Annotated in this window: 16 protein-coding genes; 8 read left to right on the forward strand and 8 right to left on the reverse strand. The window is 64.1% G+C overall.

What is annotated here, in order from left to right:
- The first annotated feature begins 46 nt into the window (after nt 1-46).
- Nucleotides 47-367: a 2Fe-2S iron-sulfur cluster-binding protein gene (locus tag NKI10_RS10330; protein WP_023707481.1), complete on the forward strand. Its 321-nt coding sequence runs from the start codon at nt 47-49 to the stop codon at nt 365-367.
- 104 nt (nt 368-471) lie between these two features.
- Nucleotides 472-1,503, forward strand: a complete 1,032-nt coding sequence (locus NKI10_RS10335; RefSeq protein ID WP_352859789.1) for an NAD(P)/FAD-dependent oxidoreductase — start codon at nt 472-474, stop codon at nt 1,501-1,503.
- A gap of 20 nt (nt 1,504-1,523) precedes the next feature.
- On the opposite strand, the gene NKI10_RS10340 is transcribed toward NKI10_RS10335, so the two are convergent.
- Together NKI10_RS10340 and NKI10_RS10345 are read right to left on the reverse strand one after the other, a co-directional pair.
- Nucleotides 1,524-3,008, reverse strand: a complete 1,485-nt coding sequence (locus NKI10_RS10340; RefSeq protein ID WP_352760031.1) for an MDR family MFS transporter — start codon at nt 3,006-3,008, stop codon at nt 1,524-1,526.
- A 232-nt stretch (nt 3,009-3,240) separates the two neighbouring features.
- Nucleotides 3,241-3,861 (reverse strand): DUF922 domain-containing Zn-dependent protease, encoded by a 621-nt coding sequence (locus NKI10_RS10345; protein ID WP_031196153.1) that lies wholly within the window; start codon nt 3,859-3,861, stop codon nt 3,241-3,243.
- Between the two features lie 148 nt (nt 3,862-4,009).
- Between NKI10_RS10345 and folP the strand changes: the two genes are divergently transcribed.
- From folP to folK, 3 genes are read left to right on the forward strand one after another with little or no spacing between them, the layout of a single operon-like run.
- Entirely contained in the window at nt 4,010-4,855 is an 846-nt protein-coding gene (gene folP, locus NKI10_RS10350) for a dihydropteroate synthase (RefSeq protein ID WP_352859792.1), read from the forward strand.
- A 17-nt stretch (nt 4,856-4,872) separates the two neighbouring features.
- Complete coding sequence (gene folB, locus NKI10_RS10355) at nt 4,873-5,232, forward strand: dihydroneopterin aldolase (protein WP_023673502.1); 360 nt, start codon at nt 4,873-4,875, stop codon at nt 5,230-5,232.
- Nucleotides 5,216-5,734 carry a 2-amino-4-hydroxy-6-hydroxymethyldihydropteridine diphosphokinase gene (folK, locus tag NKI10_RS10360; RefSeq protein ID WP_023685987.1) on the forward strand — a complete coding sequence of 173 codons (519 nt, stop codon included), beginning with the start codon at nt 5,216-5,218 and terminating at the stop codon, nt 5,732-5,734. Before folB ends, folK begins: the two co-directional genes overlap by 17 nt.
- On the opposite strand, the gene NKI10_RS10365 is transcribed toward folK, so the two are convergent.
- Nucleotides 5,731-6,279: a DUF924 family protein gene (locus NKI10_RS10365; RefSeq protein WP_023673500.1), complete on the reverse strand. Its 549-nt coding sequence runs from the start codon at nt 6,277-6,279 to the stop codon at nt 5,731-5,733. The two genes, folK and NKI10_RS10365, sit on opposite strands and share 4 nt — an antisense overlap.
- Nucleotides 6,279-8,126 (reverse strand): monovalent cation:proton antiporter-2 (CPA2) family protein, encoded by a 1,848-nt coding sequence (locus NKI10_RS10370; RefSeq protein WP_352859794.1) that lies wholly within the window; start codon nt 8,124-8,126, stop codon nt 6,279-6,281. The genes NKI10_RS10365 and NKI10_RS10370 overlap by 1 nt, the downstream gene beginning before the upstream one ends.
- A gap of 160 nt (nt 8,127-8,286) precedes the next feature.
- On the opposite strand from NKI10_RS10370, the gene NKI10_RS10375 reads away from it, so the two are divergent.
- From NKI10_RS10375 to NKI10_RS10385, 3 genes are all read left to right on the forward strand, one after another.
- Nucleotides 8,287-9,276, forward strand: a complete 990-nt coding sequence (locus NKI10_RS10375) for an AraC family transcriptional regulator (protein WP_023706171.1) — start codon at nt 8,287-8,289, stop codon at nt 9,274-9,276.
- 60 nt (nt 9,277-9,336) lie between these two features.
- Nucleotides 9,337-10,545, forward strand: a complete 1,209-nt coding sequence (locus NKI10_RS10380) for an MFS transporter (RefSeq protein WP_023827001.1) — start codon at nt 9,337-9,339, stop codon at nt 10,543-10,545.
- Nucleotides 10,546-10,728: 183 nt separating this feature from the next.
- Entirely contained in the window at nt 10,729-10,995 is a 267-nt protein-coding gene (locus NKI10_RS10385; protein WP_023688654.1) for a hypothetical protein, read from the forward strand.
- A gap of 343 nt (nt 10,996-11,338) precedes the next feature.
- Here the strand turns inward: NKI10_RS10385 and NKI10_RS10390 are convergent, their stop codons facing one another.
- The 4 genes from NKI10_RS10390 to NKI10_RS10405 all read right to left on the reverse strand — a co-directional run bounded on the left by NKI10_RS10390 (nt 11,339) and on the right by NKI10_RS10405 (nt 15,102).
- Entirely contained in the window at nt 11,339-11,887 is a 549-nt protein-coding gene (locus NKI10_RS10390; RefSeq protein ID WP_023673495.1) for a hypothetical protein, read from the reverse strand.
- Between the two features lie 82 nt (nt 11,888-11,969).
- Nucleotides 11,970-13,037, reverse strand: a complete 1,068-nt coding sequence (locus NKI10_RS10395; protein WP_023834141.1) for a YcjF family protein — start codon at nt 13,035-13,037, stop codon at nt 11,970-11,972.
- On the reverse strand, nt 13,034-14,512 hold the full coding sequence (locus tag NKI10_RS10400; protein ID WP_023693369.1) for a YcjX family GTP-binding protein: 1,479 nt from the start codon (nt 14,510-14,512) through the stop codon (nt 13,034-13,036). The genes NKI10_RS10395 and NKI10_RS10400 overlap by 4 nt, the downstream gene beginning before the upstream one ends.
- 86 nt (nt 14,513-14,598) lie before the next feature.
- Nucleotides 14,599-15,102, reverse strand: a complete 504-nt coding sequence (locus NKI10_RS10405) for a SixA phosphatase family protein (RefSeq protein WP_352859797.1) — start codon at nt 15,100-15,102, stop codon at nt 14,599-14,601.
- Nucleotides 15,103-15,281 lie beyond the last annotated feature (179 nt).

The raw sequence follows: 15,281 nt of genomic DNA on the forward strand, positions 1-15,281 counted from the left end.
GTCCGGCGGAGTGATTATCTCGGCTGGGACTCCCTTCAGGTGACAAATGACCAAGCTGACCTTCATTGCCCATGACGGCACTCCTTTCGATGTCGAGGCCGAAAACGGCTCGACCGTCATGGAGAATGCGATCCGCAACGCGGTGCCGGGCATCGAGGCAGAATGCGGCGGCGCCTGCGCCTGCGCGACCTGCCATGTCTATGTCGACGAAGCCTGGACGGCCGAGGTCGGCGAGCCGGAGGCGATGGAAGAGGACATGCTGGACTTCGCCTATGACGTCCAGCCGAACTCGCGCCTGTCCTGCCAGATCAAGGTGCGCGACGCGCTTGACGGCCTCGTCGTGCGCGTGCCGGCTCGCCAGGGTTGATCTCCCGTAGCATCTGATTTTTCCCGCCGCCGCTTGGCAGCGGGCCAATGCTCATGCAGTCTCGCGCCAGTTTCGCCCCAGTTTGACAATGAGGCTCGCCTGGCATGACCGATATAATCAAGACGGACGCACTCATTGTCGGGGCGGGGCCGGTCGGCCTGTTCGCCGTGTTCGAACTCGGCCTCTTCGACATGAAGTGCCATCTGATCGATATCCTCGACCGGCCCGGCGGCCAATGCGCCGAACTCTATCCGGAAAAGCCGATCTACGACATTCCAGGCTGGCCCTCGATCTCGGCGCAAGGGCTGGTCGACAAACTGCTCGAGCAAATTCACCCGTTCAAGCCGGATTTTACCTTCAACCGCATGGTCTCCAGCCTGGAAAAGCTGGACGACGGCTCATTTCGGGTCACCACCGACGAGAACGAGGTGTTCGAAGCCAAGGTGGTGGTGATCGCCGCCGGTGGCGGCTCGTTCCAGCCCAAGCGGCCGCCCATTCCCGGCATCGAGGCCTATGAGGGCAGGAGCGTCTTCTATTCGGTGCGCCGTATGGAGGAATTCCGCGGCCACGACCTCGTCATCGTCGGTGGCGGCGATTCCGCACTCGACTGGACGCTGAACCTGCAGCCGGTGGCAAAAAGCGTGACACTGGTCCACCGGCGCGCGGAATTCAGGGCGGCGCCCGACAGCGTCAACAAGATGTATGCCATGCAGGAGATGAAGCAGCTGGAGTTCCGGGTCGGCCAGGTGAGCGGCCTGACCGGCGCCGACGGCGAGCTGGCCTCTGCTACCATCAAGGGCGGGCCTGACGGCGACATCGAGGTGCCGTGCACGCGCATGCTGCCGTTCTTCGGCCTGACCATGAAGCTCGGCCCGATCGCCGAATGGGGGCTCAACCTTCATGAGAACCTCATTCCGGTCGATACCGAGAAATTCCAGACTTCGGTGCCAGGCATCTTTGCCGTCGGCGACATCAACTGGTACCCAGGCAAGCTGAAGCTGATCCTGTCGGGTTTTCACGAGGTGGCGCTGATGGCGCAGGCCGCCAAGCGCATCATCAGCCCGGGCGAGCGCATCGTCTTCCAGTACACGACGTCGTCGACCAGCCTGCAGAAGAAGCTCGGCGTCGTGGAGTAGGCCCTACAGGGCTTTCCGGATCACTCCACCAGAACGACCGGCGCCTCGGCGTCGTCGCGGCCGCGCAGTGACTTCTCCGGCATCAGCGCCAGCGTGATCAGCGCCAGCACGAGCGTGACGGCCGCGGCAAGGAAGATCATCATGAAGGGCGTCGCCGAGACGATCTGTCCGGCAGCCGGCGCGCCTTCGCCGGCAAGCGGCAGGCCATAGCCGAGCGCGACGGCGCCGAGCATGGCGACGCCGAGCGCGCTGCCCAGCGAACGCAGGAAGGTCAGCACGCCGGTGGCAACGCCGAGATGCGCGCGGTCGACGGCATTCTGCACCGATACGGTGGCGACCGGGAAGGTGGTGCCGCTTCCAAGGCCGATGCAGATGGTCAAGAGCTCGACCACCAGCAGCGAGGCGCGGCCGGCGACCAGGCTGAGCACGCCAAGACAGATAATGGCGAAGAGAACGCCGACCATGGCGATACGCTTGTAGTGGAAGAAGCGCGGTATCGTGCGGCCGCTGAACGTCGCGCCGGCGACCGTTCCGAGCAGCAGGCCGAGCATGGCAAGGCCCGACTGGCTGACCGACAGGCCGATGATCGACTGCAGATAGACCGGCAGGTACACCGACAGGCCGATATTGGCGGCCTGCAGCAGGAACATCGACGCCGTGCCGGCAAGCACGATCGGATTGCTCAGCACTTCAAGCGAGATCAGCGGCTCGGCCGCACGCATCAGCCGCAAAGCGAACGCAGCCCAGAAGACCGCCGAACAGGCGAGCAGGCCGACGATCTCGCGCGAAGCCCATGGATAGGCGCTGCCGCCCCAGTTGAGGGCCAAAAGCAGCAATGCCGTCGCCACCACCAGAAGCAGCGCGCCCGGCGCGTCGATGCGATGCCGCTTTGCGGCGACCGGCAGTTTGCGCAGCGGCTTGTTGATGATGGCCATGGCCAAGATGCCGAGCGGGATGTTGATCCAGAAGATCAGCGACCAATGGAGATGTTCGGCAAATCCGCCGCCGAGCAAAGGCCCGGCGATGCTGGCGACAGCCCAGGTGCCCGAAATCCAGGCGGCATAGCGCGCGCGTTCGCGCGGCGGCACCAGGTCGCCGATGACGATCTGCGCCAGGGCGAACAGGCCGCCGCCGCCCGCACCCTGGATCGCCCGGCCGATGACCAGCACGAACATGTTGGGGGCCATGGCGCTGACCAGCGATCCCAGAAGGAAGATCAGGATCGCCGCATAGACGGTCGGCCGGCGGCCATAGACGTCGGAAATCTTGCCGTAGAGCGGCGCCATGGCCGTCGCCGTCAGGAGATATCCGGTCACGATCCACGGCAGGTAGTCGGCGTGGCCGAGCGAACGGCCGATGGTCGGCATGGCCGGCGCGACGATGGTCTGGTCGAGCGCCGCCAGCAGCATCGACAAAAGGATGCCGGCGATGATGACGTTCTTCTCGCTTTCCGTAAGCGGCGCGGCGGGCGCCACCCTAGCCGGCTTGTCGACAGCCTGGTCCATATCAGTGCATCCACAGTGTCTGCGAGCGATTGCGCGGCGCCAATGGCCGCTCCGCTATACGCCGCCTCGATTGGTCTTGATCTGGTGTTTCGAAGCTCGCGCCTTGCCACCTGACATATCTTGCGAGCCTGACATATGTCGTCCCGTATAGGCCGATTTCGACCTTTGCCCGAAAATTTTCTGGGGCTGGCCTCATGTTTCGGCAGAATTGGCTTGGTATCAGCCCTGTGGTTCAGCCGGGCGGAAGCTGGCCGTTCTGGACGCGCTGCATGCGGTAGCGCAGCAGCCGCAGGATGCGGCTTTCGAAATTCACGCCTTCGACGCGGTCGAAGCGCAATTGGTCCTGGTCATGCCTGGCGAGTTCGGCCGCGGTGATCTGCGCCGCCTTCGCCTTTGCCCCGGCGCAGGTCTTTTGCGCAAAGCTCGCGTTCAGCGCGTCTTCGAGCAGACGGCCGTGGTTCTTGGCGATCTCGACATGACGCTCCTCATGGCGCTTGATGTCGGCCGACAGCGTGTCCCAGAACAGCCTGACATCGGGATCGGCCTTGCGCGGCCTGCGCCACTCCGGAAGGATGACCTTGACCTTGACGGTGACGGCAGCCTTGGCGATGCGGCAGGTGTCAGCGGTTTGCGCGTAGCTGATGCGGGTGGTGAACGCCATCTGGGTGGCGCCTGGATGCCGCATCCCGGTGCTTTTTACCTCGGGTCCATGCTTCGACAATTGCGTCTCGATGTCATCGAGCGTGCTGCCGCCGATGGCAAAATAGCTGTAAGTCTTCACCAGATTGGCAGCATTCGCCGGCAGGACGGTCAAAGCCAGCATCAGGGCGCAGAGCAGGGGTCGTTTCATCATGTTGCCTCTTCACTCACCTTGCTTTACGGCCGTTGCCGGCGCAACGGAATTGATCTTCCACCGATCACGCATCGTTGATGGATTGCAAGCGCTCGATGAGCCACATGCCAATGAGCCACATGCCAATGAGACACATGGTTGAAGGACAATGACGACAAGGCGATGGCAACTGGCGCATAAGTGCCATCTCGACCTTGGCGAGAAAGCCATTGTGGTCGGCATTCTCAACGTCACGCCGGACAGTTTTTCGGATGGCGGACTGTTCATCACGCCTGACCAGGCGGTGGCGCAGGCGCACCGCATGGTGGAAGAAGGCGCCGCCGTCGTCGATATCGGCGGGGAATCGACGCGCCCCGGCGCCTCGCCCGTGACGCCTGAAGAAGAGCAGACCCGCATCCTGCCGGTGATCGCAGCACTCGCCGGTTCAGGCGAAGCCCTGATTTCGGTCGACACCTATCGCGAGGAAACCGCGCGCCTCGCCGTCGCCGCCGGCGCGCATATCGTCAACGATGTCTGGGGCTTGCAGCGTGAACCCGGCATCGCCCGCGTCGCCGCCGAGACCGGCGCCGGACTGGTCATCATGCATACCGGGCGCGGGCGGCAAAAACTGCCCGACGTCATCGCCGACCAGTTTTTGTTCCTCAAGGCTTCGCTGGAAGTCGCCAGGCGCAGCGGCGTTGCGGACGATCATATCGTACTCGATGCCGGCTTCGGCTTCGCCAAGGAGACGGCTGAGGAAAACCTCGACCTGATGGCGCGGTTTTCCGAGCTTAAGGAGCTCGGTTTTCCCTTGATGGCCGGCACCTCCAGAAAACGCTTCATCGGCACCGTCACCGGCCGCGAAGCCGGCGCGCGCGCCGCCGGGACGGCAGCCACCAGTGTCATTCTGAGGCTGAAGGGCGCCGATCTGTTTCGCGTCCACGATGTCGCAATCAACGTGGACGCACTGGCGGTCGCCGATGCTATGCTGGCGCGCGAAAAGCCAGGACGCTGAGCCCAGGACACTAAGAAATGTACGTCATCCGCATGAAGAACTGCGCCTTCTTTGCCCGGCACGGCGTGCTGGATGAGGAAGAGGCGCTTGGCCAGCGTTTTTATGTCGATGCCGAGTTGACGGTCGAGCCCAGCCGCCCGCTGGAGGATGATTCCATCGAGGACACCGTCAATTACGGCATCGCCTTCACGGTGATTGAAAAGATCGTCACTGGACATCGCCGCTTCCTGATCGAGGCGCTGGCGCTCGAAGTGGCGAAGGCGCTGACTTCACGGTTCCCGCAGATCAGGAAGGCCGAGATCACCGTGCGGAAGCCCAACGCACCGGTGCCCGGCGTGCTCGATTATGTCGAGGTGACCGTTGTCTGGCCAGAGTAACAATAACACGGTCTATCTCAGCCTTGGCGGCAATCTCGGCGATCCCTCGGCCTCGATGGCGGCGGCGCTGCGCCTGCTCGACGCCGACGAGAGCACGCGCGTCGTCGCCGTCTCCTCACTTTACCGCACGCCGCCCTGGGGCAAGCTCGACCAGCCGGATTTCCTCAACGCCGCTGCCGAAATCTCGACCTCGCTGGCGCCAAGGGCGCTGCTCGACCTCTGCCTCGAGGCCGAGCGCAAGCTGAAGCGGGTGCGCGAGGAGCGCTGGGGTCCGCGCCTGATCGACATCGACATATTGGTGTTCGGCGACCGCACAATCCACGAAACCGGGCTGGAGGTGCCGCATCCCCGAATGGTGGAGCGAGCCTTCGTGCTGGCGCCCTTGGCAGAGATCGCGCCGGATCTGGCGGTGGGCGGCAGGAGCGTGACCGAGCGGCTCAGCGCCGTCGATACGTCAGGCATAGAGCGGCTGGCTTCCGGCCGCGATTGGTGGCTGGGTTAACCGGAGAAGCCGCCGCCATCGAGAAATGCCTGTTCGTCCGCCGTCGTCTCGCGGCCAAGCATCTTGTTCCTGTGCGGAAAGCGGCCGAAGCGCTGGATGATGTCGCGGTGCTCGATGGCGTATTTCACATACTCCGGCGCCCTGGCGGTGGTGAGCTCGACCGATCTGTCCTGGTCGGCGGGCAGTTCCGAATGTTCGTAGGGCAGGTACAGGAAGACGCGCAGGTTTTCTTCCAGCGAAAGGTCATGGCCGGCCGCAATCGCCTTGGCGGCAAAGTGCCGTGCCAGCGGATCGGTGGCGTACATATGGCCTGAGCCGCGAAAGCAGTTGCGCGGAAACTGGTCGAGCAGGATCATCAGCGCCAGCGAACCCTCGGCATGCTCCGACCATGCGTCGCACTCGCGCCGCGCGGCGGCAAAGTGCAGGTCGAGAAACCTGCTGCGGAAATCCGCGTCGAAGACGTCGTTCTTCTCGAACCACGCGTCTTCGCCGGCCTCGCGCCAGAATTTGGTGACGGCGAGCGCGCGCTCATCCGATGCGGTCATCAGCTTTCCCCCTGATCGGCGGGCTCGGGCTTGTGCAGCACGCCGGCCGTCTCTTCGTTCAGCGCCTGGCCGGGCCGGCGCGGTTGCGTCAGCGGCGTCGGGATCGGCGTGCCGGTATTGCCCCTGAGGAAACGTTGCCCGGCGCGGACGCCTTCGGCCAGCTGCGTCTCCAGTCGGGCATTGTCGCGCCGTCGCACATCCTCGATGAGATCGGCGACATCTTCCGGCTCGACGCCCAAAACCTCGAGCGCGGAACCGCCGAAGACGAGGGCCGATTCGAAGGTCTCGCGCAGCTGGAAGTCGACCCCGGCGCGGATGAGCGACAGCGCGGTGCCACGATCGAAGGCACGCGCCAGGACAGTCAGCAGCGGGAACTCCGCCTTGATCAGTTCCGCCATGCGCACGGCGGCGTCCGGCTTGTCGACGCAGATCAGCACGGCGCGGGCGCGGCCTGCACCTGCGGCGCGCAGAATGTCGAGCCGCGTGCCGTCGCCATAATAGACCTTGAAGCCGAAATCGGCGGCCGCCTGGATCATTTCGACATCATTGTCGATGATCGACACGTCGATGCCGCGCAACAAAAGCGGCTGGCTGGCGATCTGGCCGAAACGGCCGAAGCCGATGACCAGCACACTGCCGGTAAGGCCGTCGGCGATGTCGACGCCTTCAAGCGACTGCTCGTCGCGCGGCGTCACATATTTGAGCGCAATGATGGCCAGCGGCGTCAGCACCATGGAGATGATGATGATCGCGGTCAGCGTTGCGTTGGCCCGGCTGTCGATGATGCCAACCGCCGCCGCGGCCGAATAGAGGACGAAGGCGAATTCGCCGCCTTGCGCCATGATCACGGCGCGTTCCAGCGCTTCACGATGACCGCTCTTCAGCAAGCGGGCGACGAGGTAGATGCCGAGCGCATTCATCGCCATGTAGGCGACGACATAGACGGCGATCAGCCGCCAGTTGTCGGCCACCACATGTAGGTCGAGCGACATGCCGACGGCGAGGAAGAAAAGGCCAAGCAGGATGCCGCGGAATGGCTCGACGTCGGCCTCCAGCTGGTGGCGGAAGGTCGATTCCGACAACAGCACGCCGGCGAGGAAGGCGCCCATCGCCATCGAGAGGCCGGAAAGCTGCATGACCAGCGCCGACCCCAGCACGACCAGAAGGGCTGCCGCCGTCATGACTTCGCGCGCCTTGGCGTCGGCCAGGATGCGGAAGAACGGGTTGAGCAGATAGCGGCCGGCCACCACCAGCCCGACGATGGCGCCAAGACCGATGCCGATTTCGGTCAGCCTTTGCTGCAGGGTCATCTCGCTGCCGCCCGGCGCCAGGAAGGCGACCAGCGCCAGAAGCGGCACGATTGCCAGATCCTCGAGCAGCAGGATGGACACGATGCGCTGGCCCTTGGGGCTGGCCATCTCGCCACGCTCTTCCAGAAGCTGCATGACGATCGCCGTCGAGGTCAGGACAAAGCCGGCGCCGGCAACGAAGGATTGCGCGATCGGAAAGCCGCCGGCGAGACCAACACCGGTGAGCAGCAAGGCGCAGACGCCGACCTGCAGCGCGCCGAGGCCGAAAATCTCGCGGCGCAGGCCCCATAGCCGCGACGGCTGCATCTCCAGCCCGATGATGAACAGGAACATGACCACGCCGAGTTCGGCGACATGCAGGATGGCTTCCGATTCGGAAAAAATGCCAATACCGAACGGGCCGATGACCACGCCCGCGGCGAGATAGCCTAGGATCGAGCCCAGCCCCATGCGTTTGAAGATCGGAACGGCGACGACGCCTGCGGCAAGCAGCGCCACCACCTGAATGAGATCGCTGCCCGATGCTTCCGCTGCCATGCCTCTTGTCCCTGTGTCCGACAGCACTCCTTGCATGCACCGGGAGCGGGAGGCAAGGGCGGGAAGCCTGCCAGGATGGGTAGGGTGCCGTGGCAGCGATTCCCCGGTGGAACAACAGTCTGCGCTTGCCTGTCGGACGGCCGGTATCTATATCTGACAAATGCCTGATTATTCGTCCCGGCCGTCGCCGCTGCCACATATCCCGATGGATGCGCTCAGCGAAGTTCTGCAAGACTTTCGCTTGAGTGGCGTCAACTATGGCCGCTGCGAACTCCGGCACCCATGGAGCATAGACTTTCCGCAACAACAACTGCTTCGTTTTCACTTTGTCGGCCAGGGTCCATGCTGGATTCACACCGAAGCGCAAGGCTGGCAGGAGTTGCGCGATGGCGATCTGGTGCTGCTGCCGCAAGGCATCGCCCATCGGCTGGCGAGTGCGCCGGACGTGGTGGGCGATTCGCTCGAGGGCTGCCAGGTGATCAAGTTGGGCGGCAACGTTTGCGAAGTGATACGGCAGGGAACGGGCGCGACAAGCACCCTTTTCTGCGGCTCCATGTCTCTCGGCTCCTATGCGCTCAATCCGTTGATCACGTTGATGCCGCCTCTCATCAAGGGTTGCGACGTGGCCGGCAATGACCCGATGGTCGGCCCTTTGCTGGCGGCCATGACGGTGGAGGCCGCGCAACCGCAGATGGGCAGCGCCACCATCCTGTCGCGTATGGCGGATTTGCTGACAGCCAGGCTCATACGCTGCTGGGTCAATTGCAACGGCGCCTCGACCATCGGTTGGCTTGCAGCCATCCGCGACCCCCATATAGGGCGCGCTCTGGCGGCCATGCATCGCGATCCCGGCCACAACTGGACGCTGGGAAGCCTGGCCGGCGTGGCAGGCCAATCGCGTTCGATTTTCGCCGAGCGCTTCAGCGCGGTATTGGGTGAGGGCGCCGCACATTATCTCGCCCGCCTGCGCATGCAGCTTGCCCGCGAATTGCTGGGCCAAAACGGCTTGTCTGTTGCCGAAGTCGCTACCCGTTTGGGCTATGATTCCGAGGCGTCCTTCGCCCGCGCGTTCAAGCGCATCACCAATGTCTCGCCAGGCGTTGTGCGCCGCACAATTCCCGGACGAATGGATATGAATTTCGGATTTTAAGGTACATAACATCCGGCCGGACTCGCCTATCTAAGATCTCCAAACTGTGGAGATCTTCCCGTGACTGACACAACATTACAGCTTGAAGACGCCGCCATTGGCCTTGATGCCGATGCACCAGCCGCGTGGAGCGCGGCCACCTGGTTCGCGGTCCTTTCATTGGCGGCCACCAGCTTTGCCCTGGTGTCTGCCGAATTCTTGCCGGCAGGTCTGTTGACGCCGATGGCGCGCGATCTCGGCATCAGCGAGGGAACGGCCGGACAGGTCGTCACCGCCACCGCTTCCGTTGGCGCCGTGACGGCCATGTTGAGCAATGTTCTCATCGGTCGATTGAACCGCAAGGCGGTGCTGGTTGGCCTCATGGCCCTGGCGGTCGGTTCCAATATTCTTGCGGCGCTGGCGCCCAATTTCTGGCTGCTGTTGCTGGGCCGGGCCGGGTTGGGGATCGCTCTTAGCGCTTTCTGGGCACTTTCCGTTGCCGTCGTGGCGCGGCTGGTTGGCGCCAATGCGACAGGTCGCGGCATGGCGATCGTGACCCTCGGCGTCTCACTCGCCACCATTGCCGCGCCGTCGATGGGTGCGTTGATCAGTGACTGGCTGGGATGGCGCAGCGCCATGGCCATGACGGCGGGGCTGGCCGCGCTTGCCATGCTGCTGCAGCTTCTCAGCCTGCCGACCTTGCCTGCGGCGGCAAGCAACAGCCTTGCAGACGTCTTTCGGCTGACACGGCGGCGTGGCATCCAACTCGGCATGCTTGCCATTGTTCTGCTGATGACCGGGCATTTTGCCGGCTCGGTCTATGTGCGCCCGTTCCTCGAACAGGTGACGCTCCTCACAACCGGGCCGATTGCCCTGGCGCTGCTCGGGTTCGGCATCGCCGCTGTGATCGGCAATATTGCCGGTGGTCGCCTGGCCGACACCAACATCCACATGGCCCTCGCAGTAACCGCCGCGTTGATGGCGTTTGCGGCACTCGCTTTGGTGCTTTGGGGCGCGCAAACCAGCGTTGCCTTCGGCTTTGTTACGCTGTGGGGCTTCGCCTTCGGCATGGCGCCGGTGGTGCTGCCGACCAATATGTCTCGCGCGGCACCTGATGCGCTGGAAGCAGCAGGCAGCCTGATGGTCACTTCCTTCCAGGTTGCCATCACCGTCGGTGCGGTTGTCGGCGGCTATGTCGTGGACACCTATGGCGCTACGGGGCCTTTGACCCTTACCGCCGTCCTTGCCGCGGCGACGGCCGCACTGGCGCTGCTGCAGCCTCGTGGCTGAAACCTTGCTTCGTCTGACACGGGCGGCCTCAATCAGGCCGTCCGCGCCGTTGCAGCAGCGCTGCACAGGTTTATGCGCCGCACACGTTGCGTTTTGCCGCAATCGGCGGCTATGGGACGCCAGGCTTCGGCCGTTGGAAGGCAGCGACGATCAAGTTCTGCCTTCGTGAGGAGAATGACTGACATGAAGAAGTTTTTGCTCGTCGGCGTGGGTGTCGCCATGCTTGCCGCATCGGCCTGTTCGAAGGCGCCTGAATGCACGCAGGAGATTGCCGCCAAGAAGGCGCAGGAGATGACCGCCGCGCTGCAGGAGGCGATCACCAAGGATCCGTCCAAGGCCGCCGACCTGACCGCCAAGGTGCAGGCTGTGACGACCAAATATCAGGGCGCCACCACGCCGGCCGACGCCTGCAAGGCCTATGACGAGCTGACGGCCGCCATCAAGGGCTGATTCTTCGTTCGGAAATTGAGAAAGGCGGTGGCTCGAGTAGCCGCCGCCTTTTTTGCTGGCGTTCTTAAAGCGGATCGCGCGGACACGAAGGACGGCCGGCACGCACAGGACCCTGACACGTTGGCCTTGCTGTGGCTTGGGCCGTCGGAGACGCTGACATCGTCGGTTGCGCGCCACATGTCCGATCGCGGCAGAAAGGTGCCGCACCGAGCGGCCCGTGCTTGAGGAGCGCCAACCCGGCCGCAAGGTGGCCTGTCATTTCCCGACATCGAGCTGAGCGGAACAGCTCAGCTATCGCGCAGTGCAACCCCGTTCCGCGCTTTTTGGGGGAACCGCTTGAGAGTCAGTTTTTGGCGATGGAGCCAACTTCGACGGCATCGACGCGCTTGAGGCTCATACCGATGACCGGCACCAGCTGCTGGTCGACGCGCACCGCGATGGTCACCGTCATCGAATTGTCGTCGGGAATGCGGGCCTGCATGACGCCGCGCAATTGGTTGCGGTTGATGGTGAAGACGACTTTGCGGGCATCGACCACATTGCCGCCGATGATGTCCAGGCCCGACCCCGCGGCGCCGCCCATGAAATTGCCCTTGTAGTCGCGGCCCTTGCGCTCGACGGTCGCCGACATTTTCTGGGTGAAGACACCGACGCGGCAGTCGCCATCGAGCGTCATGCCGGTCTTGTTGTCCGGCGTCGAGCCGTCGAAGCTGCAGGTGAACTTCGTGCCCTTGTATTTGCCGGCGATGATTTCGCCCGGGCCGACCCATTTGCCTTCAACGGTCCGGAAGAACTGCTTGTCGGGCTCGGCTGCAAAGGCTTTCCCGGTCGGGCCCAGAGGTGCTGCAAGCGCGACCAGGGGCAGGACGCAGGACAAGATTACGCTTTTCATAGACGACACCCGGCAACAAGGAGGCTGTTGTTGGACGACCATGAACAAGATTGGTTAATGCTTGGTGACCGCGAGAGGGCGTTCACTTGCTTGAGGCGGGTGCTTCATTCTCTTTTTTGGCCGCAAACGAGGTCAGCGCCGACAGGAAATCGCCCATACCCGGCCGCCTGCCGGCAATGAAGGGCAGGGGCCGCGCCGTCTCCATGGCAGCAATGCCGATACGCGCCGTCATCATGCCGTTGACCACGCCTTCGCCGAGTTTCGCCGAAAGCCGTGCGGCAAGGCCATGCCCGACGATCTGCTGGACAAAGCTGTCGCCGACGGCGATCGAGCCGGTCACCGCCAGATGGGCAAGAACGCTGCGCGCCAGCCGGAAAAAGCCCAGCGTGCCCGGCCTGCCGCCGTAGAGTTCGGACAAGCGGCGGATCAGGCGCCCGGCCTCGAACACGACATAGGCAACGTCTACGAGTGCGCGGGGGCTGACGGCGGTGACCAGCGACACGCGTTTGGCTGCTTCGAGGATCATCACCTTGGCTCTCGCATCGAGCGGCCCGAGAATCTCGGCCTCGGCCAGTCGCACCAGATTGCCGCCGTCGATGATCTCGCCGCGCAATTCGGCCAGGGAGCGCCTGCCGGCCGCGGTTTCGGGTTTCGCAGCGACAAAGGCCGAAAGCTCTTCGACGACGGCCCTTGCAGCCTTCGGATCGTCGCGCGCCACGGCATCGAGCGCCCGCTTTTGCAGTTTTTCGACCTCGGCCAGCCGGGCAATAGCCAGGAATTCCCGCACCAGCACGACCGCGAGCGCCAACACGGCAATTGCGGCCATTCCCGCTGCCAGCCACCCCAGCCACTCTGCGCGCTCGAACAGGTCGCGGATGAGTTGGTCGGTCCACAGGCCGACGGCGAGCGAAACCAGCACGCCGACCGCGCCGAAAAACAGGCTGGCAAACAGCGAGCGCCTGCGCGGCGCGGTCGCCAGCGGCGGTTCGGCGGCGACAATGTCGGGTTCGTCGAAGACATCGATCTCGGCCGGCACGACGACGGCGCGCGACTTGCGTGCCGGCGGCTCGGCATGGGGGCGGCGCGTTTCCTGCTTCGGTTCGGCCTCCGGCTCGATGCGGAAAGCTGCCGGTCTGCGGGGCGCGGTCATGCCAGATGGTCTCCGATCAGGAACTGCAAGGCGCGGTCGAGCCTGATATGCGGCAGCGACAGCGTGACGCCTTCAGCGGTGCGTTCGAGCTTTGGCGGGCGAAAGCGCACGAAACGGATCGCCGGATCGTCGCTGCTCTGCCGGTGGTCGGCTTCGGAAACGTCGAAAACCGCGTCAATTTTCTCCGGCAAGTCCCCGGGAAATATGGCGGTTTCGGCTTTACCATCAAAGGTTTCGCCGTTGATCTTCTCGCCCTTCAGCGGCGTGCCGATGATCACCGGCAGGGTTTCGCGGCCTTGCTTGACCGTGCCTTCGCGCGTCGCGCGCACCGCCGCCATGGCGACCACGTCGACATCGGCGCCGGTGAAATTTGCCCGCGCCACGGCGCGGTCGGCAAGCCGCCGCACGATTGCCTGCAGCCGGTCATGGCTTTCGTGATGCAAATGGTCGGCCTTGGTCGCGGCAACCAGGATGCGGTCGATGCGGCGTGAAAACAGGTCGGTGAGGAAATTGCCTCGGCCAGGACGGAAACAGGAGAGGATTTCGGTCACCGCGCGTTCCAGGTCGGCCATCGCGCCGGGGCCGGCGTTCAGCGCCTGCATGGCGTCGATCACCACGATCTGGCGGTCGAGGCGGGTGATGTGTTCGCGGAAGAACGGTTTCACCACATGCGTCTTGTAGGCCTCGTAGCGGCGCTCCATCATCGCTTGCAGCGAGCCGGACCGCGGCCGTTTCTCACCCTTGAGCAGCAAGGGCGCGAAGGTCAGCGCCGGCGATCCCTCGAGGTCGCCAGGCATCAGGAAACGGCCGGGAGGCAAGGTCGAAAGCGCCCGCTCGTCGAGCTTGCAGGCCTTGAGGTAGGCGGCAAAACTCTCGGCGAGGCGCCGCGCCGTCATCTCGTCGGCGTCGGCATTGGGGTCGATCCTCGCCGACAGCGCCCGCCAGTCCTGCGACAGGTCGGCCCGCACCGGCAGCATAGCCATCTCAAAAGCTTCATGCGAAAAATCGGCGAAGGATTTGCCGAGCAGCGGCAGGTCGAGCAGCCATTCGCCGGGGTAGTCGACGATGTCGACCGACAATCGGCCGCTGGAAAACATCCGGTTCCAACCGGAGGCAGACTCATATTCGATGGTGAGCCTGAGTTCCGAAATGGCGCGCGTCGAGTCCGGCCAGACACGGTCGTTGACCAGGGCGGAGATATGGTCCTCGTACTGAAAACGCGGCACGGCATCGTCCGGCTGTTCCTCGAGGAAGGCGCGAGCGATCCGTCCCGACTTCTGCGCCTCGAACAGCGGCAGGCGCCCGCCATGGATGAGATTGTGGACGAGAGCCGAGATGAACACCGTCTTGCCGGCCCGGGACAGGCCGGTGACGCCCAGCCGAAGCGACGGCGAAAAAAGCCCGCTCGCACGCCCCGACAGCGTATCCAGGGCAATTCTCGCTTCGTCGGTGAAAGTGGTCAGCGATGATGCCAAAATCTGTTCTCTCTGGCGTGCTCTTGCGCCCGATATAGGCTTTGCGGTTCAAGTTTGAAATGGCGCCCGGCCTCGGCCGGCTCGGCTCAGAGATCGACGGGCGTCAGGAAGGCTTCGAGGTAGCCCGCGCCTTGCGCAGCCTCGGTGAGGGTGCCGTCGAAGCGCACGACCGCAAGGCCGGAGGTCGGGAAACCATGGTTCATGATGGCCCGAGCAGCCTCGTCGCCGTCGCCCGAGACCGCCATGGCAAGGTCTTCCGTCATCGGATTGTGGCCGATGACCAGCAGCGAGCCGGGGCCGCCATTGCTGCGGATGATGGCGAGGTAGCCGGCGGCATCCTCGCTGTAGAGCGTGTCGAAGAACAGCACCCGGCCGGTATCGGTGTGGCCGGCGATGCCTTCCAGCGTCTGGCGCGCCCGCTTGGCGTTGGAGCAGAGCGTGATATCGGGGATGTAGTTGCGGGCACGCATCGCCGTCCCCATCATTTCGGCATCGGCAATGCCGACTGCGTCGAGCGGGCGATCGAAGTCGCGCACGCCGGGCAGGGCCCAGCCAGCCTTCGCATGCCTCAACAGATACAGTCTGCTCACCGGACCCCCAATGGTGTGCTGCCCACCAATGACACAACTGGATTAGCCACGAGAAAGGCCTGAGGCACAATGGGCGCCGCCGCCCAAGCGCAACGAATCATGTGCGAATTCGCCCGCGCCCCTGCTATGGAAGGCTTTGCTACGGATCGCCCGCGCGGGCATTAATAATTGCGTGAAAC

Source organism: Mesorhizobium sp. M0802, from assembly GCF_040320115.1.
GTDB lineage: Bacteria > Pseudomonadota > Alphaproteobacteria > Rhizobiales > Rhizobiaceae > Mesorhizobium.

What these genes read in the sequence shown, in the direction of transcription:
- NKI10_RS10330 (WP_023707481.1), top strand. Translation starts at nt 47, where the DNA reads ATGACCAAGCTGACCTTCATTGCCCATGACGGCACTCCTTTCGATGTC.
- NKI10_RS10335 (WP_352859789.1), top strand. Translation starts at nt 472, where the DNA reads ATGACCGATATAATCAAGACGGACGCACTCATTGTCGGGGCGGGGCCG.
- NKI10_RS10340 (WP_352760031.1), bottom strand. Translation starts at nt 3,008, where the DNA reads ATGGACCAGGCTGTCGACAAGCCGGCTAGGGTGGCGCCCGCCGCGCCG.
- NKI10_RS10345 (WP_031196153.1), bottom strand. Translation starts at nt 3,861, where the DNA reads ATGATGAAACGACCCCTGCTCTGCGCCCTGATGCTGGCTTTGACCGTC.
- folP (WP_352859792.1), top strand. Translation starts at nt 4,010, where the DNA reads ATGACGACAAGGCGATGGCAACTGGCGCATAAGTGCCATCTCGACCTT.
- folB (WP_023673502.1), top strand. Translation starts at nt 4,873, where the DNA reads ATGTACGTCATCCGCATGAAGAACTGCGCCTTCTTTGCCCGGCACGGC.
- NKI10_RS10365 (WP_023673500.1), bottom strand. Translation starts at nt 6,279, where the DNA reads ATGACCGCATCGGATGAGCGCGCGCTCGCCGTCACCAAATTCTGGCGC.
- NKI10_RS10370 (WP_352859794.1), bottom strand. Translation starts at nt 8,126, where the DNA reads ATGGCAGCGGAAGCATCGGGCAGCGATCTCATTCAGGTGGTGGCGCTG.
- NKI10_RS10375 (WP_023706171.1), top strand. Translation starts at nt 8,287, where the DNA reads ATGCCTGATTATTCGTCCCGGCCGTCGCCGCTGCCACATATCCCGATG.
- NKI10_RS10385 (WP_023688654.1), top strand. Translation starts at nt 10,729, where the DNA reads ATGAAGAAGTTTTTGCTCGTCGGCGTGGGTGTCGCCATGCTTGCCGCA.
- NKI10_RS10390 (WP_023673495.1), bottom strand. Translation starts at nt 11,887, where the DNA reads ATGAAAAGCGTAATCTTGTCCTGCGTCCTGCCCCTGGTCGCGCTTGCA.
- NKI10_RS10395 (WP_023834141.1), bottom strand. Translation starts at nt 13,037, where the DNA reads ATGACCGCGCCCCGCAGACCGGCAGCTTTCCGCATCGAGCCGGAGGCC.